The sequence below is a fragment of the Parvularcula oceani genome (assembly GCF_000733125.1).
Classification (GTDB): Bacteria; Pseudomonadota; Alphaproteobacteria; order Caulobacterales; family Parvularculaceae; genus Parvularcula; species Parvularcula oceani.
In genome coordinates this window covers 153479-174715 of record NZ_JPHU01000002.1, presented here as the reverse complement: position 1 = coordinate 174715, position 21237 = coordinate 153479, and the positions used below count along the sequence as shown (strand labels likewise).

Annotated in this window: 23 protein-coding genes; 17 read left to right on the top strand and 6 right to left on the bottom strand. The window is 67.4% G+C overall.

The window, feature by feature from the left end:
- Positions 1-103 precede the first annotated feature (103 nt).
- The 9 genes from IE88_RS0103185 (at position 104) to efp (ending at position 7827) form a co-directional block, all read left to right on the top strand.
- A complete protein-coding gene (locus IE88_RS0103185; protein WP_031550041.1) occupies positions 104-1399 on the top strand; it encodes a class I SAM-dependent methyltransferase in 1296 nt (431 codons plus the stop codon).
- Positions 1400-1471: 72 nt separating this feature from the next.
- The gene (locus tag IE88_RS0103180) at positions 1472-2287 is read left to right on the top strand and encodes a TIGR00282 family metallophosphoesterase (RefSeq protein WP_031550037.1); all 816 of its coding nucleotides are present in this window, start codon (positions 1472-1474) and stop codon (positions 2285-2287) included.
- Positions 2288-2319: 32 nt separating this feature from the next.
- Positions 2320-2691: a DUF2147 domain-containing protein gene (locus IE88_RS17080; RefSeq protein WP_051881449.1), complete on the top strand. Its 372-nt coding sequence runs from the start codon at positions 2320-2322 to the stop codon at positions 2689-2691.
- A gap of 9 nt (positions 2692-2700) precedes the next feature.
- Positions 2701-3585: a LysR family transcriptional regulator gene (locus IE88_RS0103170; protein ID WP_031550031.1), complete on the top strand. Its 885-nt coding sequence runs from the start codon at positions 2701-2703 to the stop codon at positions 3583-3585.
- 84 nt (positions 3586-3669) lie between these two features.
- Positions 3670-4416, top strand: coding sequence for a YebC/PmpR family DNA-binding transcriptional regulator (locus IE88_RS0103165; RefSeq protein ID WP_031550028.1), 747 nt, complete (start codon positions 3670-3672; stop codon positions 4414-4416).
- 82 nt (positions 4417-4498) lie between these two features.
- The gene (locus IE88_RS0103160) at positions 4499-5620 is read left to right on the top strand and encodes a GIN domain-containing protein (protein WP_031550026.1); all 1122 of its coding nucleotides are present in this window, start codon (positions 4499-4501) and stop codon (positions 5618-5620) included.
- 71 nt (positions 5621-5691) lie between these two features.
- Entirely contained in the window at positions 5692-6444 is a 753-nt protein-coding gene (locus IE88_RS0103155) for an FkbM family methyltransferase (RefSeq protein ID WP_051881448.1), read from the top strand.
- Positions 6445-6709: 265 nt separating this feature from the next.
- A complete protein-coding gene (locus IE88_RS0103150) occupies positions 6710-7267 on the top strand; it encodes a DUF6580 family putative transport protein (RefSeq protein WP_031550020.1) in 558 nt (185 codons plus the stop codon).
- Complete coding sequence (gene efp, locus IE88_RS0103145; RefSeq protein ID WP_031550017.1) at positions 7264-7827, top strand: elongation factor P; 564 nt, start codon at positions 7264-7266, stop codon at positions 7825-7827. Before IE88_RS0103150 ends, efp begins: the two co-directional genes overlap by 4 nt.
- Before the next feature lie 24 nt (positions 7828-7851).
- Here the strand turns inward: efp and IE88_RS0103140 are convergent, their stop codons facing one another.
- Entirely contained in the window at positions 7852-10203 is a 2352-nt protein-coding gene (locus tag IE88_RS0103140; RefSeq protein ID WP_031550014.1) for a TonB-dependent receptor, read from the bottom strand.
- Positions 10204-10370: 167 nt separating this feature from the next.
- Positions 10371-11378 carry an ABC transporter ATP-binding protein gene (locus IE88_RS0103135; RefSeq protein WP_031550011.1) on the bottom strand — a complete coding sequence of 336 codons (1008 nt, stop codon included), beginning with the start codon at positions 11376-11378 and terminating at the stop codon, positions 10371-10373.
- A gap of 108 nt (positions 11379-11486) precedes the next feature.
- Between IE88_RS0103135 and IE88_RS0103130 the strand changes: the two genes are divergently transcribed.
- Both IE88_RS0103130 and IE88_RS16215 read left to right on the top strand, forming a co-directional pair.
- Entirely contained in the window at positions 11487-12308 is an 822-nt protein-coding gene (locus tag IE88_RS0103130; RefSeq protein ID WP_031550009.1) for an alpha/beta fold hydrolase, read from the top strand.
- Positions 12309-12360: 52 nt separating this feature from the next.
- The gene (locus IE88_RS16215; RefSeq protein ID WP_036766496.1) at positions 12361-12762 is read left to right on the top strand and encodes a zinc-finger domain-containing protein; all 402 of its coding nucleotides are present in this window, start codon (positions 12361-12363) and stop codon (positions 12760-12762) included.
- Here the strand turns inward: IE88_RS16215 and IE88_RS0103120 are convergent.
- Positions 12698-13240 carry a hypothetical protein gene (locus IE88_RS0103120; protein ID WP_156032343.1) on the bottom strand — a complete coding sequence of 181 codons (543 nt, stop codon included), beginning with the start codon at positions 13238-13240 and terminating at the stop codon, positions 12698-12700. The genes IE88_RS16215 and IE88_RS0103120 overlap by 65 nt on opposite strands.
- 84 nt (positions 13241-13324) lie before the next feature.
- Complete coding sequence (locus tag IE88_RS0103115) at positions 13325-13870, bottom strand: DUF2244 domain-containing protein (protein WP_162178289.1); 546 nt, start codon at positions 13868-13870, stop codon at positions 13325-13327.
- A 124-nt stretch (positions 13871-13994) separates the two neighbouring features.
- Here IE88_RS0103115 and IE88_RS0103110 point away from each other — a divergent pair, with 124 nt between their 5' ends.
- The 6 genes from IE88_RS0103110 to IE88_RS0103085 all read left to right on the top strand — a co-directional run bounded on the left by IE88_RS0103110 (position 13995) and on the right by IE88_RS0103085 (position 19430).
- Positions 13995-14324: a DUF2853 family protein gene (locus IE88_RS0103110; protein WP_031550001.1), complete on the top strand. Its 330-nt coding sequence runs from the start codon at positions 13995-13997 to the stop codon at positions 14322-14324.
- Positions 14325-14372: 48 nt separating this feature from the next.
- Entirely contained in the window at positions 14373-15074 is a 702-nt protein-coding gene (nth, locus tag IE88_RS0103105) for an endonuclease III (protein WP_051881447.1), read from the top strand.
- Positions 15071-15772 (top strand): orotidine-5'-phosphate decarboxylase, encoded by a 702-nt coding sequence (gene pyrF, locus IE88_RS0103100; protein ID WP_031549999.1) that lies wholly within the window; start codon positions 15071-15073, stop codon positions 15770-15772. The genes nth and pyrF overlap by 4 nt, the downstream gene beginning before the upstream one ends.
- A gap of 138 nt (positions 15773-15910) precedes the next feature.
- A complete protein-coding gene (locus IE88_RS0103095; protein WP_051881446.1) occupies positions 15911-18415 on the top strand; it encodes a M1 family metallopeptidase in 2505 nt (834 codons plus the stop codon).
- Positions 18412-18921 carry an SRPBCC family protein gene (locus IE88_RS0103090; RefSeq protein ID WP_031549996.1) on the top strand — a complete coding sequence of 170 codons (510 nt, stop codon included), beginning with the start codon at positions 18412-18414 and terminating at the stop codon, positions 18919-18921. Before IE88_RS0103095 ends, IE88_RS0103090 begins: the two co-directional genes overlap by 4 nt.
- Positions 18918-19430, top strand: coding sequence for a DUF6702 family protein (locus IE88_RS0103085; protein ID WP_031549994.1), 513 nt, complete (start codon positions 18918-18920; stop codon positions 19428-19430). The genes IE88_RS0103090 and IE88_RS0103085 overlap by 4 nt, the downstream gene beginning before the upstream one ends.
- Positions 19431-19442: 12 nt before the next feature.
- Here IE88_RS0103085 and IE88_RS0103080 read toward each other — a convergent pair whose 3' ends face one another.
- Positions 19443-20453 carry a lysophospholipid acyltransferase family protein gene (locus IE88_RS0103080; protein ID WP_051881445.1) on the bottom strand — a complete coding sequence of 337 codons (1011 nt, stop codon included), beginning with the start codon at positions 20451-20453 and terminating at the stop codon, positions 19443-19445.
- Complete coding sequence (rph, locus tag IE88_RS0103075) at positions 20446-21156, bottom strand: ribonuclease PH (protein WP_031549991.1); 711 nt, start codon at positions 21154-21156, stop codon at positions 20446-20448. Before rph ends, IE88_RS0103080 begins: the two co-directional genes overlap by 8 nt.
- Positions 21157-21237 lie beyond the last annotated feature (81 nt).

Below are 21237 nucleotides of genomic sequence, written 5' to 3'. Positions count from 1 at the left end.
AGACTCTCTATACACCGCTTAAGTCCCTATGACCGGCCGCTTCATGGCGACTTAACTGTAGCTCGCTAGGGGAACGTCCGACCGATTATTTCCGGGGACGTCCATGCCGCAAGAACGCATCGCCACCTGCAGAGCCTGTGAAGGCACGGAACTCACCGAGGCCTTCGCCCTGCCGGGCGAAGGTCCTTGGGTCTTCTGCGGCGACGGCGAGGGCCATCATGGCTGCGGGCTCCTGCAGCGCGCGACGATGTGCCCTGACGCGCCCCTCGCGCCCGCGCCGGAGCCGAGCTGGACCGAACAGCACCGCCTGCGCGCCGCCGCGCACCAAGCGCTCGAAATGCTCACGACGCGCGATGGATGCGCTCTCGACATCGGCTGCGGCAATGGCAGCCTCCTATCCGCCTATCCCCGCTGGATTGCGCCGATCGGCCTCGATCCGCGCCTGTCCGCCTCGGGTCCGCAGGACTGGGGCTTCGGGCTGGCCGAGGACTTCGCGACGCAGGAGGGGCAGGCCGCGCTCGATGAGGCGGGCTTCGGGACCTTCGACCTCATCACCGCGATCGGCGCGCTGGAGCGCGAGGAGGATCCGCTCGCCTTTCTGATGCGGGCCAAGTCGCGCCTCGCCGATGACGGAGTCCTCGTGCTCGAGACGCCCTATGCCGTTCTCGCCTTGACCAAGACCCTCGGCAGCGCCTTCCATGACGAAGCCCGCGCCGTCTATATGCTTTCGGTTCTCGAACGGCTCTCCCGCGCGGCCGGCCTGCGCATCGTGCGCGGTTCGATGACCGAGACCTCCGGCGGCTCGATCCGGCTCTTCCTGACCCATTCGGACTATTCCGGCCATGACTACGCGCCCTGGACAGAGGGGCTCGCCAAGCTGTGGGACGAGGAGGCGAGCCTCGCCCTTCACGGCCACCCGCCCTATCGCGCCTTCGCCGCCCGCCATGCCCGGCGCGCGGAAGAGGCCGCCGACATCGCCGCCGAGATGCAGCGGCGCTTCGAGCATGCCTATGTGCTCGACGGCGGACCGCGCGTCGCGGCCATGCTGCGGCAGGCGGGGCTGACCCAAGACCTCGTGACCGCCGTCGTCGACGGCCAGGCCCTGCCGGGCATCGAGGCCGTCTCGGACGAGGCGGCCCAGCAGGCGCTCCCCGACGTTCTGATCGCCCCCGCCTGGCGCCGCCGGGAGGCGCTGGAGCAGTGGCACGCCTTCATCATGGGAGGCGGCCGCCTGATCTTCCTCGAGCCCGAGATCAGCGTCGTCTGCGCCGCGAACTACGCCGCGGAACTCGGCCGCGCGCTGGCCGTGACCGACGGGCCGGGCAGCGTCGAATCGCTGCACGCCGTCCTCTCGGCCATGCGCAAGCCGGCCCTGAGCCTCGTCGCGCAGACAGCATAGGGCGCTTCCGCGCGGGAGGGGGGCGCAACGCCCGCGGAGCCATGCTAGCGGAAGCGCCGAAAGGACTTCCCTATGCGCATCGCCTTCCTCGGTGACATCATGGGCCGCTCGGGCCGCGTCGCGGTCTGCGAGCGCCTGCCCGGGCTGCGCCGCACGCTCGGCCTCGACTTCGTCATCATCAATGCCGAGAACGCGGCGGGAGGCTTCGGCCTCAACGCCAAAATCGCCGACGACCTCTTCGCCGCCGGCGCGGATTGCCTGACCTCCGGCAATCACGCCTTCGACCAGCGCGACGATGTCGAACTCTATGACGACGAGCGGCGCCTCCTGCGGCCTGCCAATTTCCCCTCTTCGAATCCCGGCCGCGGGGCGGGCCTCTACGAATCCAAGAGCGGCCGCATGGTGCTGGTCGTCCAGCTGCACGGCCAGCGCTTCATGAATCCGATGGACGACATGGTGCCCGCCCTCGAACGGGAGCTCCAGGGGGTCACGCTCGGTCGCGAAGCCGATGCCATCGTGGTGGACGTCCATGCCGAGGCGACATCGGAGAAATATTCCGTCGGCCACTATATGGACGGCCGCGCGAGCCTCGTCGTCGGCACCCATACCCATGTGCCGACATCGGACGTGCAGATCTTTCCCGGCGGCACGGCCTATCAGACCGATGCGGGCATGTGCGGGGACTATGACAGCGTGATCGGCATGGACAAGGGACCGATCCTGGAGAGCTTCGTCACCAAGATGCGCGGCAAGCGCATGCAGCCGGCGAGCGGAGAGGCCACGGTCTGCGGCATCGTGGTCGAGACCGACGACCGCACCGGCCTCGCCGTGCGCGCCGAGGCGCTGCGGGTGGGCGGCCGGCTGGCCGAGGCCCTGCCGCGGTTCTAGCTCAGTCAGGCGCTTTCGATCAGGAGACACCCATGTCCGCTCTCGCCACTCTCGCCCTCCTCATGCAGGCCACGCCCGAAGCGGCCGCGCTCGATGTCTGGGGGCGCTGGCAGGTGGAGGGCGGGCGCGGCGTCGTCACGATCGAAGATTGCGGCGACGGAACGCCCTGCGGCACGCTGACCTCCGTGCCGGAAGGCTCGGGCGAGGCGGGGCAGGAGGTGCTCGGCACCCGGCTCCTGTGGGATTTCGAGCGCGACGAGGATGCTTGGGAGGACGGCAAGATCCTCGACCCCGAGGCGGACCGCACCTATGGGGCGGAAATCCGCCGCGAGGGCGATGCGCTGGAGGTCGAGGGCTGCTGGACCTTCATCTGCAAGACGCAGGTCTGGCAGCGGGCGGAGTGACCGTCCGCCTTGGATAGCTTCGAGGACATGCAGACCTTCCGCCTTCTCGCGCGGGAGGGAACGATCACCGCGGCGGCCGAGGCCATGGGCGTTGCGCCCTCCGCCGTCTCCCGCCGGCTCAAGGCGCTGGAGGCGCGCCTCGGCGCGCAGCTCGTTCGACGGGATTCCCGCAGGCTCCTGCTGACGGCGGCGGGGCGGACCTATCTTCGCGGCGCGGAGCGGCTCCTGCGCGATCTCGATGCGCTCGAGGACGGCCTGCGCGCCGAAGGCGGCCGCATCGCCGGCACCGTCCGGATGACGGCGCCGCTCTCCTTCGGCCTCTATGCGCTGCCCGACGTGCTGAGCGGCTTCCTCGAGGCCCATCCGGAAGTCGATGTGGACCTCAACCTCTCCGATGACGCCGTGGACCTCGTCGGAGAGGGCTATGACCTCGCTCTGCGCATCGGCGCCTTGTCCTCCTCCTCGCTGATCGCGAAGCGGCTCTGCTCGGTACCCTTCGCGCTCTGCGCCAGTCCCGAATTCATAGAGCGAGAGGGGCCGTTTCGGACGCCGCACGATCTCGCGGGCCTGCCCGGCCTCGTCTATTCCAATGTCGCGCGCGGAGAGCTCGTCAGCTGGACGGGACCGGGCGAGCCCGGCCAGGCGGCGCTGCGCCCGAGGGTCGCGACGAACAATGGCGACCTCGCCGCCGAACTTGCCGCGAGGGGGCATGGCCTCGTCTGCGAGCCGCGCTTCGTTCTCGCCCCCGCCATCGAGGCGGGACGCCTCGTCGAGCTCTTCGCGGACCATGAGTGGCCGAGCCTCGACCTCCATGTCCTCTATCCGCCGGGCGGTCCCATGCCCGCTCGCCTGCGGGCCCTGATCGACCATCTCGCCGCCGCCCTTCGGCCGTGAATGGCGCCGGGCCGTCTTTGCGGCGTTGAAGCGGCCGCGCCGCAGGCTTACAGGCTCCGCAAAACTCGACATCCGGAGGTTCTCATGGCCGGTCACTCCAAATGGGCCAACATTCAGCACCGCAAAGGGCGCCAGGACGCCAAGCGCTCCAAGCTCTTCTCCAAGCTGTCCAAGGAAATCACGGTCGCCGCCAAGATGGGCGCGCCCGATCCCGACATGAATCCGCGCCTGCGCCTCGCCGTGCAGAACGCCAAGTCGCAATCCATGCCCAAGGACAATATCGACCGCGCCATCAGCAAGGCGACGGCGGGCGAGGGCGACGATTACGAGGAAATCCGCTATGAGGGCTTCGGCCCCGAGGGCGTCGGCGTCATCGTCGAGGCCTTGACCGACAACCGCAACCGCACCGCTTCCGAGGTGCGCAGCACCTTCACCAAGAATGGCGGCAATCTCGGCGAGACGGGCTCTGTCAGCTTCGGCTTCGACCGTGTCGGTCTCGTGGACTACAATGCCGAGATCGGCTCGGAGGACGAGGTCCTCGAAGCCGCGATCGAGGCGGGGGCCGAGGATGTGCGTTCTTCCGAGGAAGGCCATTCGATCTATTGCGCGGCCGAGGATCTCAACGAGGTCTCGAACGCGCTGCAGGAGCGCTTCGGCGAGCCGAACACGGCCAAGCTCGACTGGCGGCCGCAGAACACGATCGAGCTCGGCGTCGAGAAGGCCGAGACCATGATGCGCCTCTACGACGCGCTCGACGATCTCGACGACGTGCAGAACGTCTACGCCAATTTCGAGCTGGACGACGAGGCGGCGGAGGCGCTCGGCGGCTGAGGCGGCCGCGCCTGTCTTTATCGCTTGTCGATAAGATCACTCGTGCTTACCTGCGCCCGGTCGAGCGTTACGGGAGAGCACGATGACCATGATCGAGACCTTGAACCGGCGGCGGGCGCTGCTCCTTGCGGGCGCGGCAGCCCTCGGCCTGTCGGCCGCGCCCGCCATGGCGCAGCAGGACAGCTTCGACGACGTGACGGGCATCGTGATCGACGATGCCATCGCAACGGTGAGCGTCCGGCTGACCGATGCGGATGCCGTCACCGTCAGGGTGAGCGGCGGCGAGGAGCGCCCACTGGCGGTGACGGAGGAGGACGGCCTCCTGCGCATCGCGGGAGAGCGGGGCATCGATCCCGACCGGTTCTGGCGGGATTACGACCGGGACGCGCAGATCCGTATCGGGCCGATCGGCCTCAAGCTCGGCGGCGGGCGCGTGATCCAGATGCAGGGTGGCGAGAACCCTCACTTCAACGAGATGCTGGAGCGCTATCCGCTGGTCGAGATCGAGGCGCCCGAGGGCGCGGACCTGACCTTCGAAGGCTCGGCGCTGCGCCTGCGGGTCTCCGGCGATGCCGGCCGGGTCGAGGCGGCGGACAATCTCTATGTCGTGGCCAGCCTCGGCAATGCCGCCGCGGCCGACATCTCGGTCGAGGGCGCGAGCGATTACAGGCTCGGCGACATCTCCGGCCCGCTGGAAGCGGCGATCTCGGGCTCCGGCGACCTGCGCTTCGGTGCGGCGCGGGAGGCCGATCTTTCGGTCCACGGCTCTGGCGATATCGAAGGCGGCGATGTGGCGGAAGACGTCTCGGCCCGCATCGACGGATCGGGCGATATCATCCTCGGGGAAATCGGCGGCGAGGCTGTCCTGGAGGTTCACGGCTCGGGAGATATCGAGGCGAACCGGGCCGGGACCGGCCTCCAGGCCTTCGTGAACGGCTCGGGCGACATCTCGGTCGGAGAAATCGCGGGCCGTGTCAGCGCCGGGGTCAACGGCTCCGGCGACGTGAAGATCTCCGGAGGCCGGGCGGAGGCCTTCGAAGGCTCGGTTCACGGCTCGGGCGACCTGATCTTCGGCGGCCTCGCGGTGGCGCCGCGCCTCTTCACGCAAGGCTCGGGCGATATCGAGATCGAAGATGCCGAAGGCGAGGTCGAGGCGCGCGGAGACGGCATCCGCGTCGCCGGGCGCAGTTATGAGAACGATTGAGCGCTGAACGGGATCGTTGACGGGCTGCGGCCGGACGGACACGCTTCCTCCGTCGGAAGCGGGGGCTCGTCATGCGGAAAGTCCTCAAGCGTGCTGCGCATAGGCTCGGGGTGTTTCCGCAGGCCCGCCATGTCTACCGGCGATTGAGCCCGGCGGTCCGCTCATCCCTCGAGCGGGACGCCCGGCTTTACCGGCAGATCTTCTCTCCGGGCGATCTCGTCTTCGATGTCGGCGCCAATCTCGGTCACAAGGCCCAGACATTCCTGCGGCTCGGCGCGCGCGTCGTGGCCGTCGAGCCCAATCCGGGCTGCGTGGCCGTGCTGCGCCACGAGTTCGGCGGCAACGGAAATCTCACAGTGGTGCCCGCCGCAGTCGCGGAGGAGGCGGGCCGCGCGACCTTGCATTTCCACGACCTCGCAGCCTCCTCTAGCCTGCGGGGCGACTGGGAGCATCTGGGGAAGGGCGGTCTCGGCGGTCCCGAAGAGCGGGTCGAGGTGGAGGTGACCACGCTCGATGCGCTGGTCGCGGAGCATGGGATGCCGGCCTATTGCAAGATCGACGTGGAAGGTCTGGAGCGCGAAGTGCTGGCGGGCCTCTCCCGCCCGGTCCCCTGCCTCTCCATCGAATATCACCGCGAGGAGGGGGATCGGCTCCACGACTGCCTCCGGCGCCTCGAGGCGCTCGGATTCGGAAAGGCGAATGTCATCCGCACCGATGGTGCAGACATGCATCTGCCCGAATGGGTCACGCTCGGCGCGCTGGCGCGGATCTTCGATGACGGTGGCCTGCCGCCGACAGGCGACATCTTCGTGCGGGGGGAGTGAAAGAGGGCGGCGGCCGTGCGCAGCGCTCTGTGGAGACGTGGCTCTGTGGAGACGTGCGCAGCGCCCTATGGAGAAACGGGTCCGCGCCGGTCTTGGCTGCGGACCCGTCGGTAGGGCCGTTTCCTCCCGTCCGCCTTCATTGGGCGGCTCTTGGCGCGGAGACTACGGGGACCGGGAGTGTCTGCACAACCTCAAATCGTTGCTGCAGTGCGACATGGATGCAGGTCGCTTGCGGGATTTGCGAGGCTCTGGCAGGAGCGGGGCGATGCGAAACACACACAACCCGATCCCGCAAGCGGTCTGGCTGGTCCTGGGCCTCGGCGTCCTCGCCATGGCATGGCGGTTCCTGCCGCATGCGCCGAACCTGGCGCCGGTGGCGGCGCTGGCGCTGTTCGCGGCCTGGATGACGGGGCGGGCCTGGCTCGGCGCCGCTCTCGCCGTCGGGATCATGGCCGTGTCCGATGCGGTTGTCGGCTTCTACGATCTGAGGGTCCAGGCGGTCGTGTGGACGGCGCTGGCGCTTCCGGCGCTGTTCGCGCGAATCGTGCCCAGGGGCGCCATGGCGGCCTTCCCTTGGGCGCTGCTCGCCGCGCTCGGCGGCGCCGGCGCCTTCTTCGTCCTCACCAATTTCGCGGTCTGGGCCTTCGGGTCCATGTATCCGCATACGCCGGCGGGCCTTGCCGAATGCTATCTCGCCGCGGTGCCCTTCTTCCGCGCCACGCTGCTCGGCGATGTCTTCTGGACGTCCGTCCTGTTCGGCGGGGCGGCTCTTTCTTCCCTGACGCTGCGCGGCGCGCGCGTCCTGCAGACAAGGTTCTCATGAAGATCAACGGCAACGAAATCCGTCCCGGCAACGTCATCCAGCACCAGGACAGCCTGTGGGTCGCGGTCAAGACCGAGGCGGTGAAGCCCGGCAAGGGCCCCGCCTATGCGCAGGTCGAGCTCAAGAACCTGCTCGACGGCCGCAAGCTGAACGAGCGCTTCCGCGCCTCCGAGACGGTGGAGCGCGTGCGCCTCGAGCAGAAGGAGCACACCTTCCTCTATGAGGAAGGCGACATGCTCGTCTTCATGGACACCGAGACCTATGAGCAGATCTCGATCCCCGAGGAGCTGGTCGGCGAGCGCCGCGCCTTCCTGCAGGACGGCATGCAGGTCACGGTGGAAAGCCATGAAGGCCGTCCCATCGGCGTCGCCCTGCCCGAGCAGGTGACGCTCGAGATCGCGGAAACCGAGCCGACGGTGAAGGGGCAGACGGCGAGCTCGTCCTACAAGCCCGCCGTGCTCGAAAACGGCCTGCGGGTCATGGTGCCCCCGCATATCTCCATGCCGCAGAAGATCGTCGTGAACACCGAGACGCTGGAATATGTGAAGCGGGCCGACTGAGGAACTCAGCCGGCCCTCCGCCCCTCAGCGTTCGAGGATCAGCTCGATCCCGATCAGGCGGCCTTTCTTGAGCGGGGCGAGCGTGCCGCCCTGCGGATAGAAGGCGAAGGGCTCGGCCACGCCGGTCGACAGCGGCCCGCCGAAGGGCAGCTGGGTGTCGTTGCCGGCCTGGACCTCGTCGAGGAGGTTCTTGCCGTAAAGCGCCACCGAGACGCCCTCATAGGGGCTTTCCCAGGCGATATTCGCATCCAGCATGTCCGCGGCCTGGATCCAGCCGAGATTGTTGTCGGTATAGGCGACCTCGTCCCGGTACTGATAGCTGACCCGCGAGACGATCGCGCCCGCATCGCCGAGATCGAGGTCGTGGATGACCGATGCGCCATAGGTCGCCTCGGGCACGCGCGGCAGCTTGAGCTCGAGATCGGCCTGGGTCACGCGGCCGTCGCCGGTGAGGTCGTAGAGCACCTCTTCGTATTCGGCATCGATCAGGCCGATATTGCCCATGACCAGCAGGCTGTCGGAGATGACGTACTGGCCGTCGATCTCGAAGCCCTTGATCCGGGCATCTGCGGTGTTGACGATGTTCTGGACGACCGCGGCGCCGGGATCGGAGACGTTCACCTCCCGCTGCATGTCCGCGATCTCGGTCAGGAAGAGCGCGGTGTTCAGCGTCAGGCGGCGGTCGTTCGACTGGAACTTGGCGCCGAGCTCATAGGCGTCGACCTCCTCCTCGTCGAAGGCGAAGCCGCCGAGCGCAGGGACGACGCGCTCCAGGAAGACGGGCACGTCCGTGATGCGGAAATTGTAGCCGCCCGAGCGGAAGCCCTTGGTGTAGGAGGCATAGGCGAGGGCGCCTTCGCCGGTGTCGTATTGCAGGCCGAATTTCGGCGTGAAGTTCTCCCAGCTGTCATCGTCGGTGAAGTCGTTGGGCTCGCCCGTGAAGGGATTCGTGCCCGAGGTCGGGCAGGTGCCGCCGACGACGGAGCATTCGGGACGCGGGCGGATATAGGTCACCGCGCCTTCCTTGTCCTCATGGGAGTAGCGCAGGCCCGCCGTCGCCGTCAGGCGCTCGGTGACGGAATAGTCGATCTGGCCGAACGCGCCCCAGACCGTGTGGTCCTGCTCCCCGCCGCCATAGAAGGTGGGCGGCGCGTTCGGGTTCGGCACGTCGGGGAAGGGGAAGGGCAGGTCGCGGGTGATATCCCGCGTCTCGGTGTAGGAGACGTCCTGCTGGAAGTAGTAGACGCCGGTCGTGATGTCCGCCTTGTCGAACGTGCCCGCATAGCGCAGCTCGTTCGAGATCTGGTCCTGCGCGAACTCCGTGCCCGAGTGGAACAAGAAGCGATCGGTCGAATCGATATCGCCGACGGTCGATCCGTCGCCGTCGCGATAGCCGAAGATGTTGACGATCTCGCCATCGCCAAAATCGACGTCGAGATTGGCCTGGATCGTGCCGAACCAGTTCTCTGATTTGTAGTCGCCCTCTTCGTCGATCGCGAAGTCGAAGGTGTCGCGCTCGAAGAAGCCGCGGTTCTGGCCCGCCGGGCCTTGGCCGTCGGAGTCGAAATACTGGATCTTGCCGAGAACGCTCAGCCTGTCGGTCGGGAACCATTCGAGCGCGGCGCGGGCGATATAGGTCGAGGCCTTGCCGAAGTCCTGGCCGTTTTCGAGATTCTCGAAATAGCCGCCATCCTTGTTGTAATAGGCGCTGAGCTTGCCGTTGAGCTTGCCCTCGACGATGGGGCCGGAGACCGTGCCCTGCACGAAGGTGTTCCAGGTGCCGCGGCCGTCATCGACCGGCGTCTCGGTCGCGATCCGCGCCTTGGCCGAGAACTCGTCGGTGGGGTTGCCGGTATTGATCAGCACCGCGCCGCCGGTCGTGTTCCGCCCGAAGAGGAGGCCCTGAGGGCCGCGCAGGAGTTCGATCGATTCGAGGTCGAAAATGTCGAAGACGACGCCCGTATTCACGCCCAGATAGACACCGTCCACGAAGACGCCGACCGCGGGATCGATCGAGGGGATCGAGGAGTTCACCCCGAGGCCGCGGATCGAGAAGTTGGCCGTGCCGCGCGACGTGCCGACATCCTCGAGCGAGACGTTCGGCGTCGAGAAGCTAAGGTCTTCGAGGTCGCGCACCTTCAGGACTTCGAGGCTTTCCTCGCCGAAAGCCGTCATGGCGATCGGCACGTCCTGCACGTTCTCGGGATTGGCGCTCTTGGTCGCGGTGACGGTGATGACGTCGGTCAGCTGGTCGATGGCGCCCGCCCGCTCTCGCCGGGGCTCGTCCTGCGTGATGTCGTCTTCCTGTGCGAATGCGGAACCGCAGGCGAGGGCGGCGGTGGAAACCGCGCAAAGCATTGCGAGGCGTCGTGTCATAATCTCACTCCCTGAGCGCACCCTTATGGGCGTCGGTTATGGGAGAGTGTGTTCCTCTCCCCTTTCCGAAACGTTAGGCATGATGGAAGCGAGCGTCGAGCCGATTGTTCGAAAACGCCTGCGGCCCGCGCGCGGTCGATGCGCGCAGGTCACAGTCCGCGGCGGGTTCAACTCCTGTCGGAGCCGTAGGTCAGCTCGAGGAAGACATCTTCGAGATCGGCCTCCACGGTGGAGAGGTCCTTGACCGAGATCCCGGCGGAGTTGACCGCCGAGAGGATGTCGCCGACCCGCGTCTCGCTGGGCCGGTAGTCGACATAGAGATTTCCGCCGCGCACCTCCGCGCCGCAGAGCGCGCCGAGAGAGGGGGCGGCTTCGATCGGCTCGTCCGGCACGATCATCAGGGCCTTGCGGTCGAGGCTGGCGATCAGCTCGTCCTTGGGCTTCACGGTGGCGACCTCGCCCTTGTGGATGATGCCGATCGTGTCGCAGAGCTCCTGCGCCTCTTCGAGATAATGCGTCGTCAGGATCACCGTCACGCCGCGCTCGTGAAGGCGCATGACCTGCTCCCAGAGCTGCTTTCTCAGCTCGATGTCGACGCCGGCCGTCGGCTCGTCGAGGATCAGCACGGGCGGGTCGTGCACCATGGCCTTGGCGACCAGAAGGCGGCGCTTCATTCCCCCCGAGAGGAACCGGACATAGGAATCGGCCTTGTCCTCCAGACCCAGGTTTCGAAGAATCTCCATCGTCCGGCGTTCGGACTTCGGCACGCCGTAGAGGCCGGCCTGGATTTCGAGGCCTTCCTTGGGAGTGAAGAAGACGTCGGTGGAGATCTCCTGCGGGACGACCCCGATCGAGGCGCGGGCCTGGCGCGGGTTCTTGTCGATGTCGAAGCCCCAGATCGAGACATCGCCCTCGGTCTTGTTCACGAGGCCCGCGAGAATGTTGATGAAGGTCGACTTGCCCGCGCCATTGGGGCCCAGAAGCCCGAAGACCGAGCCGCGCGGCACTTCGAGGTCGATGCCCTTGAGCGCTTCCTTCGGTCCCGATTTCTTGGTGCCCTTGTAGACCTTGCGCAGGCCGCGCGCGGCGATGGCCGCGTCCGAACTCGTGGCGGCGCGAGCGATCGGCTGCTGCGACTGCAAGGCGGGGGAGAGGGGGCGTGCGTCATCGGGCATGGGGCGGATGTCGGCGCGGAAGGCGCCCGCGTCAATCGCAGCCGGGTGCGAACTTCTGCAGCGGGCGGCGCGTTCGCGCCGGCGAACATGTGCCCAAGGGAGGGTTCGATGCCCTATTTCGATTCCAAGGACCACCTGCCGCTCTTCGTGCGCGATATCGGGCACGGGCCCGCCGTCGTCCTGATCCATGGCTGGCCGCTCAACGCCGACATGTGGGAGCACCAGACCCAGGCGCTGGCGGAGGCGGGATACCGGGTGCTCGCCTATGACCGCCGCGGCTTCGGCCGGTCGGCGCAGCCCTGGACGGGATACGACTACGACACGCTGGCCGACGACCTCTGGTCGCTGCTCGACCAGGCGGGAGTGCGCGAAGCCGCGATCGTCGGCTTCTCCATGGGCGGCGGCGAGGTCGCGCGCTTCCTTTCGCGCCATGGCCGGCACAACATCACCAAGGCAGCGCTGATTTCGGCGGTCACCCCTTACATGATGAAGACGGCCGACAATCCCGGCGGGGTCGACCCTTCCGTCTTCGAGGACATAGAGAAGGGCCTGCGCGAGGACCGGCCGCAATTCCTCAAGGACTTCGCGCGAAGCTTCTACGGCGTGAACGAGAATCCCGGCGCCGTGTCCGAGGCGTGGCTCGACTGGTCGCAATCGCTCGCCATGCAGGGCTCGCTGCATGCGACGCTCAAATGCGGCGACAGCTTCGCGGGCACGGATTTCCGCGAGGACATGAAGGCCTTCGACCTGCCGACCCTTCTCATCCACGGCACGGCCGACCAGACCGTTCCGATCGAGGTTTCGGCGGACAGGGTGGCCGAACTGGTGCCACAGGCCGAGTACAGGAAATACGAGGGCGCGCCCCATGGCCTCTTCGCCACGCATGCGGACAAGCTGACGGCGGATCTCAAGGCCTTCTTGAGAAGCTGAGCCGCCCGTGGCACAGGTCCGGCAGTCTCAATCCTCGGACGGACCGCGTCTTATGGCAGAAAAGCAGCCCCACCACACCGAAGTCCGCCCCTTCTCGGAGGTGCTGGACGAGATCGTCTATGACCGGGACGCGATGGAGGTGCTCTTCGTCGGCGAACGCCGCGTCGCCTGCATGGGCCCGACCGGCCCCGGCGGCGGCGCGCTCGGCCACCCCAAGGTGTTCTACACCATCGGGGATAAGGGCTATGTCGAGTGCATGTATTGCGACCGGGTCTTCGTGCTCGATCCTGCGCGCGCCGATACGGTCTACGATCCTGGCACCGATGCGCGGACCGAGGAAGGCGAGCGGAACCGGCAGGACACCACGCCCGCGCTGCCCGGCGACGGCCTCACCGAGAGCGCAACACCTCCTCCCGAAGAAACCCTGGCGTCCGAGCGTGATAGCGGCGCATAGCGACGAAGATCACGAGCACCCAGAAGAACAGAAGACCGAAGAAGTAATAGAAGCCCGCCCAGCCCTGCAGCACGTATTGCAGGGCTTCGGGGCTGACGCGGCCAGCCAGCGTGGCCGCGCCGCTCTCGTCGAAGCGCAGATAGCTCGCCGCCTCGGCCGGCTGCGCGATCATGCCCGCGCGATCCGCGAAATAGGCCGCGGCATTCATCACCGCGAGCAGGGCGGGCGTGCCGATCGCGAAGGCGGTGATCGCGCCGAGCATATAGGCGGGAAAGCGCGGCCTCTCGACGCGGGCATAGATGCGCGCGAACTGGTCCTCGGTCATCCCCGCGAGCAGTTGCGGGTCCTGCCGCTGGAAGCGCCGCCATTCCGCCTGCGCGCCCTCGGCGATATCGGCGTTCACGCCGCGGCTCCACAGGGCGTAGAGGCCCCAGAGGACGGCGAGGATCAGGGCGGCGATCAGGAAATAGGTCAGCAAGGACAGCGTCTCCGCGAGGCAGGGCGCTGAAGGTAGGGAGGCGCGCAAGGCGCGTAAAGCTTGCCTACCGAGCCTTCACGCGTGTCAGGCGCGCGCTTCGCACAGCGCGCTGTCGAGCGCCTCGGCCAGCTCTCCGCGCTCCTTGGGCGACAGGAAGCTGCCGAGCACCAGCGTGCGGCCCTTCTCGGTCAGGCGCAGCTGGGTCTCGTGCCGGACGGGGCGGTCGATCCGGACCCGCGCCCAATAGGGATTGAGCTTCCATCGCGTCTCGTGGCCCGAGGGCAGGACCCGGCTCACCCAGAGCGCGTCCTCCGTCAGCATCACCCGCTCGTGCCGGCGCCCGCTGAGATAGGAGGCTTGGAAGGCGAGCCAGACGATCAGGATGTCCACGCCGCAGAAGAAGGCCACCGGCCAGGCCCCGAGCGTGACATAGATGATCGCGTTGATCAGGTTCACCCCCACGACGAGCCCGATCACGCGGCGAAAGCCGTCCGGCGTCAGCGACCGGTTGGGATAGAGCAGCGCGTGAAAGCGGAAATCCTCGTCCTCGCCGACGGGATCGAGCGGCGCGCCGGCGGCCCGGCCCACCGCAGAGGGCGGCATGTTCTCGATGGTGAGCGCTGAGGCCATGGCGCCAAGACTAGGTCCGCCCCCGCAGCCTGCAAGAGGACCTGGCGTCACAGCTTCGCAAGCTTTTTGCATGCTGCCGCTGCAAGCGGGTATCCTTGTGGCCGGGGGGCGGAGGGAGAGAGCCATGTTGGATGGCGACCGCTATCTTTCGGACGTGCGCGCCTATGATGCCGCGGCCGATTCCGAAAAGGTCGAGGCGATCGTGCGGCGCCTCGGCATCGCCCTGAGCACCCGCGGCGGCCGCTACGTGTCCTGCGAGGACCGGGCCGAGCTCCTCGCGATCCGCGACGGGTTCGCGAAGAAGCGGCTGCGCCTGGACGAGAGCCGATCGGACGAGGAGATCATGACCGCGCTCCTCGCCGTCTGCGCCCGGATGGCGCAGGCCAGAAAGAAGCATCGCGTGGCCTTCTACTACCTGCTCGCCAGCGAGACCGGAACGCTCGACCGCCTCTGAGCGTCCGCATGCCTTTCCCGCGTCGGCGGCGCGCGCTAGCAGCGCATCATGCCCCGCAACCTGACCCGCGCCGAGATCCGCACGCTCTATGCCCGGCTGGCCGAGGCCTTGCCCGAGCCCAAGACCGAACTCGAATATGACAGCCCCTATACGCTGGTCGTCGCGGTCGCCCTGTCCGCGCAGGCGACGGATGTCTCGGTCAACAAGGCGACGGGCCCGCTTTTCGAGGTGGCCGATACGCCCGAGAAGATGGTGGCCCTGGGCGAGGAGGGGCTCGCCGAATACATCAAGACGATCGGGCTGTGGCGGAACAAGGCGAAGAACGTTCTCGCCCTCAGCCGGAAGCTGATCGAAGAGCATGGCGGCAAGGTGCCGCAGAGCCGGGAAGGGCTGATGAGCCTGCCGGGCGTCGGGCGCAAGACGGCGGACGTCGTGCGCAATGTCGCCTTCGGCCATCCCACCATCGCCGTCGACACGCATATCTTCCGGGTGTCGAACCGGACGGGGCTCGCGCGCGGGAAGACGGCGGATGCGGTGTCCGACAGGCTCGTGAAGGTGACGCCGGCCGAATTCGCGCGCGACGCGCATCACTGGCTGATCCTGCACGGGCGCTATACCTGCAAGGCGCGGCGGCCCGAATGCTGGCGCTGCGAGATCAGCGATATCTGCCTCTTCAAGGACAAGACGCCGGAGCCGCCGCAGAAGGCTTCGCCCGCCGGCAAGGCCCCGAGACGAAAGACAGCCGCGTGACCCCTACCCCGACACCCGCAGACCGCCTGATCGTCGCCCTCGACCTGCCCAGCGGCGCCGAGGCGGAGACCCTGATCGCCCTGCTCGGCGAGCGCGTCTCCTGGTTCAAGATCGGCTATCAGCTCCTGCCGCTGGGCGGCTACGAGATGGCGCGGCGCCTTCATGCGCGCGGCAAGCGGGTCTTCGTCGACGCCAAGCTCCTCGATATCGGCGCGACGGTGGAGCGGGGCACGCGCAGCATCGCGCAGAACGGCGCGGACATGCTGACCGTTCATGCCGATCCCGATACGATCCGCGGCGCCGTTGCCGGACGGGGCGATACGGGGCTCGAGGTCTTCGTCGTGACCGTGCTGACGAGCTGGGACCAGAAGAGCCTCTCCGCCCACGGCATCGACACGCCGCTCGAGGGCCTCGTCCTCAGGCGCGCGGAGATGGCGGCAGAGCATGGCGCGAACGGCGTCATCGCCTCTGCCGAAGAAGCGCGCGCCATCCGCGAGCGCTTCGGCGACAGGCTCAGCATCGTCACGCCGGGCATTCGCCCCAAAGGCGCGGCGGCGGACGACCAGAAGCGCATCGTGACGCCCGAAGACGCCATCCGCGCCGGCGCCGACCGGCTGGTCGTCGGGCGGCCGATCGTGAAGGCGCCCGCGCCGGCAGAGGCGGCGGGCGCGATCCTCGCCGAGATCGCCAGCGCCTGAGCGCCCAGCGGGCGCAGGCCTCGTGCACACGGCAGGCGGGTGGAGAGGTACCGCGATTAACCAATCCCGGCGGCGGGTCTTTCCTTTGGGCCGCCGAGCCGCCAGTTTGCGCCGCAAGACACGGGACAAAGGGCAGTAATGAAGCGCATTCTCCTCTCCGCGGCGGGTCTCGCCGCCCTCGCCGTCACGCCTGCACTCGCACAGAAGACGCCGACCTTCACAGGCGTCGGCTCGGGCGCCCGCGCCTTCGAGCGGATCGACACCGAGCTTCCCACGCCGAACGTCTACCGCGCGGCGACGGGCGAGCCGGGGCCCGCCTATTGGCAGCAGGAGGCGGATTATTCGATCGAGGTCGCGCTCGACGAGGACGAGAAGCGCATCGACGCCTCCCAGACCATCACCTACACCAACAACTCGCCGCACACGCTGCGTTACGTGTGGCTGCTGATGGACCAGAACCGCTTCGCGGACGGCTCCCTCGCGCGGATGTCCGAGACATCCTCGACGGCCGGCACGCGCCGCCAGAGCAGCGGACCGAATGACAGCCTGCCTTACGGCGTCCTCGCCCGGCAGATGGCCTTCGATGCGACCGAGCACGGCTTCGAGGTCAAGAGCATCACGGATGCAAGCGGGCAGGATCTCGACTACACGGTCGTCGACACGCTGATGCGGATCGACCTGCCGGAGCCGCTGCGCTCGGGCGGCGAGACGACGCTCAACATCGACTGGGCCTTCAACATCATCAACGAGCCCGTCATCGGCGGGCGCGGCGGCTATGAAGGCTTCCCCGGCGACGTGCCGGACGAAGAGGCCGAGGACTACATCTTCTTCCTCGCCCAGTGGTTCCCGCGCATGGCGGCCTTCACCGACTATGAGGGCTGGCACACCCAGCCCTTCCTGGGCCGCGGCGAGTTCACGCTGGAATTCGGCGATTACGACGTCGCGATCACCGTGCCCTCCGACCACATCGTGTCCGCGACCGGCGAGCTTCAGAACCCGCGCGAGGTCCTGACCGGAGAGCAGCGCCGCCGCCTGCGCGAGGCGCGGGATGCGGAGAACCCGGTCTTCATCGTCACCCCCGAAGAGGCCGCCGAGAACGCGGCCGAGAAGGAAGACGGCACCAAGACCTGGCGCTTCTCGGCGGACAATGTGCGCGACTTCGCCTGGTCGTCGAGCCGCAAGTTCATCTGGGACGCGATGGGCTTCGAGCAGGAGGGCGCGCAGAACCCGCTCGTCATGGCGATGAGCTTCTACCCGCAGGAAGCCGAGCCGATCTGGTCGCAATATTCGACCGAGGCGGTCATCCACACGATGGACGTCTATAACCGCTTCAGCTTCGATTATCCCTATCCCACCGCCCAGTCCGTCAACACCTGGGAACGCGGCGGGATGGAATACCCGATGATCACCTTCAACGGCTACCGTCCGAACGCGGACGATGCGCCGGACGGAGAGATCACCTATAGCCGCGACATCAAATACGGGCTGATCGGCGTCATCATCCACGAGATCGGGCACATCTACTTCCCGATGACGGTGAACTCGGACGAGCGCCAGTGGACGTGGATGGACGAGGGGATCAACACCTTCCTCGAATATGTCGCCGAGCTGGAATGGGAGGAGGACTATCCCGCCTTCCGCGGCGAGCCGAACGTGCTCGACTACATCACCGGCTACATGACCAGCACCAATCAGGTGCCGATCATGACGCAGTCGGATTCGATCCTGCAATTCGGCCCCAACGCCTATTCCAAGCCCGCCGCCGCGCTGACGATCCTGCGCGAGACGGTGCTCGGCCGGGACCTCTTCGATGCGGCCTTCCGCGAATATGCGCGCCGCTGGAAGTTCAAGCGCCCGACGCCGGCCGACTTCTTCCGCTCGATGGAAGAGACCTCCGGCAAGGAGCTCGACTGGTTCTTCCGCGGCTGGTGGTTCACGACCGACCATGTCGATATCGGCATTTCGGGCGTGCGCGAATACCGCATCTCGACCCAGGACCCCGAAGAAGAGTTCGCCCTCGCCCGCGAAGAGCGCGAGCGGCTGGTGCCGGAGCCTCTCGCCCAGCAGCGCAACCGCGAGGAGGGGCGGCAGACCCGGGTGCAGCGCCGCCCGCAGCTGCGCGACTTCTATAACGAGAACGACCGCTTCGAGGTCACCAATGCCGACCGGAACGCCTATCAGAGCTTCCTCGACGGCCTGTCGGCCCGGGAGCGCGCGGTGTTCGAGATGGCGACCGAACGCGATCCCTATGTCTACTTCATGGACTTCGAGAATGTCGGCGGCCTCGTCATGCCGATCCCGCTGACCCTCACCTATGAGGACGGGTCGATGGAGGAGATGATGATCCCCGCCGAGATCTGGCGCCGCGATGCGGAAAGGGTCACCAAGCTGATGATCCTCGACAAGCCGCTCGCCTCGGTCAGCCTCGACGACAATCACGAGATCGCCGATGCGGACCGCTCGAACAACGCCTTCCCCTCGCAGCTGACGCGCAGCCGCTTCGAGCTCTACCGCTCCTCCTACACGCCGGACAACCAGATGGCCCGCGCGCTCGAGGAGCTGGAGGGTGATCAGAAGACGGATCGCGACGCCGAGGAAGAGGACATGGTGCCTCTCGAAGCGGGCGATGCGTCCGGCGAATGAACGGGGCGGCGCGCCCTGAGGCGGGCGCGCCCGTCACCCATGCCGAGCGCGTCCGGATCGACAGGCCGGGCGGCGCGGTGTGGGACTGGTTCCTCGCCATGAGGCCCGAGCGCGTGCTTCGCGGCGGCGGCGGCGTGCCCGGCGTCACCGGCACGAAGGCGCTGCCCGGGCCGGAATGGGGCCGGAAGGGCGCGCGCCGCCGCATCCTCCAGAGGGGCGGGGGCGTCCGCGAGGAAATCCTCGAAGCCGAGCCCCCGCGCCTCTTCCGCTACCGCGTCGATGGCTTCTCCGGCCTCGCCCGCCTCCTCGTCCGGGAGGCGGAGGGGCGCTTCGACTTCGAACCCGGCTCGGCCGGAACCGGCCTCGTCTGGACCTATGCCTTCATTCCCGCCCATCCCATGATCCGGCCACTGACCGAACGCTTTGCAAGGTCGGCATTCTCCGTCTTCATGGCGCGCGGCCTCGCCGCTATGAAGCAGGCCGCAGAAGAGGACATTCCATCATGAGACTGATCGCGCTGGTCCTTCTCGGCCTGATGGCCGCCATGCCCGCCGCAGCCCACCGCCAGCCCGAGGTGGAAATCACCATCGTGCCCGTAAGCGAGCAGGAGCGGGACATCCTCGAGATCACGCACCGCCTGCACGCCTCCGACGCGATGAACCTCCTGCGCGCGCTCGGGGAACAGAATCCGCAGCTGAGCGATCCCGCGCAGCAGGCGCGGATCGCCGCTCATGCGCGCGACCATCTCGACCTGTCGGGGAAGGCTGAATCCAGGATCCTGGGCGCGGAACTCGAGGGCAATTACCTCTACATCTACCAGCTCCACCCCGAGCGGGCGGAGCTCCAGGGCAGCGCGATCTATGCCGATCTCATCCCGGGCTGGTCGAACCGCGTGCAGATCAAAAACGAAGGGGGGCGGACCGTCCGCACGGTGACCTTCCACGGCGACTATCGCAGCCTGTCGCAGGGCGAGGCGCCGCCGCTGCCGGCCACCAAGCATACCCATGGACACTGAGGATAGGCCCGCTCAGCGCGCCTGCGCAGCCCGCCATTCCCGAAAGCTCAGGCCCTCGGTCACGCCTTCGCAGACATAGGCGCGCAGCTCCTGCGCGGCCGCGTCATTGTCCTCGAGCAGCGCCTCGGGCTCGATCGCTTCCTGGATCCTGATCGTGAAGGTCTTGCCCTTCTTGTTCAGGAGCTCGTGGAACAACGTCATGTCCCGCAGTTCCCGGTCGAGATTGTGGAACCAGTAATAGAGCCAGGAATTCCGTGAGCGGATATTCGCGGGCACGACCGGGCAGCCGTATTTCTTGGCGAGCGCGGCGATGGTCGGCTGCCAGGGCCGCTCCTGCAATTCCTTGTTCTCGTCCATGAAGGCGAGGCGGCCGGAGGGGAAGAGGACGACCGCGCGCTCTTCCTTGAAGGCGGCATTCGTCGCCTTGAGGGTCTCGCGCGATTTGGCCCGCGACTTCTTCTCGTCGCGCCATTCGACCGGGATCAGCTTGTCCGTCAGGCGCGGGTTGAGCCGGATCGCGTCGGCATTGACGAAGATGATCACGTCGGGGCGCAGATCGTTGATTGCGTCGTGTACGGCCAGCCCGTCCGCGATGCCGGTCGGGTGGTTCAGCGCGAGGATGAAGGGCCCTTCGGCCGGGATGTGCTCCAGCCCCCGCACGTCCAGCTTCATCTGAAGGAGCGAGGAGGCATGCGCGAAGGCGCGCCCGGAGTCCCAGCGGCCCGCCGTGTCGACCATGCGCTTCGCCGCCCGGTAGCCGAGGATCCTGTTCAGCCCCAGCCTGTAGGCGGGCCAGAACCGCGAGCTCGACAGGCGCTTCGCCCGCTCGCGGATCAGGACGTCGACGATGTGCTTGTGCTTCCGCTCGGCCGGCGGCGGCACGAAATAGGGGCTCGCCTCCTGCCAGGCGATGATCTCGGCATCGGCCGGATCGGACGGGTCGAGGGGGCGGTTGTCCGCGCCGACGCGCGCAGGCGGAACCGCCTCTCCCGTTGCCGTCCGGATCAGCTCCGTCTCAGCCAAGCGCGGCCCTCTGCTTTTCGCCGAGCGTGTTGCAGGCGTCGGTGGCGAGGGTGAGGAGGGCGGTGAACTGTTCGTGGCTGAAGGGCTCGCCTTCCGCCGTGCCCTGGACCTCGACGATGCCGCCCTTGCCCGTCAGCACGAAATTGGCGTCGGCCTGCGCGGTCGAATCCTCGTCATAGTCGAGATCGACCACCGGGCTGCCATTGTAGAGGCCGCAGGAGATCGCCGCGACGGAATCGAGAATGGGATCCTTGGTGATGATCCCGTCCTTGAGCGCCCAGTCCACGCATTGGCGCAGGGCGACATAGGCGCCGGTGATCGAGGCCGTGCGCGTGCCGCCATCGGCCTGGATCACGTCGCAGTCGATCAGGATCTGGCGTTCGCCGAGCGTCTTCATGTCGACCACGGCGCGCATGGAGCGTCCGATCAGGCGCTGGATTTCCTGCGTCCGGCCGGACGGTCCCGTCTTGGTCTCGCGCCGGCCGCGCGTGTGGGTCGCGCGGGGCAGCATGGAATATTCCGCCGTCACCCAGCCCTTGCCCCGGCCGCGCATCCACGGCGGCACGCTCTCGTCCCAGCTCGCCGTGCACAGGACATGCGTGTTGCCGAAGCGGACCATGCAGGAGCCTTCTGCATGGGCGGAATAGCCGGTCTCGAAGGAGACCGGGCGCAGCTCGTCGAAAGAGCGGCCTGATGGGCGCATGGGAAGCCTTGGTTGTTGCTGGGCCGAGACGTAACGGTCGGGGACTTTGCTGTCGAGCGGCGTTGGCGCGGCGGGAGTGCC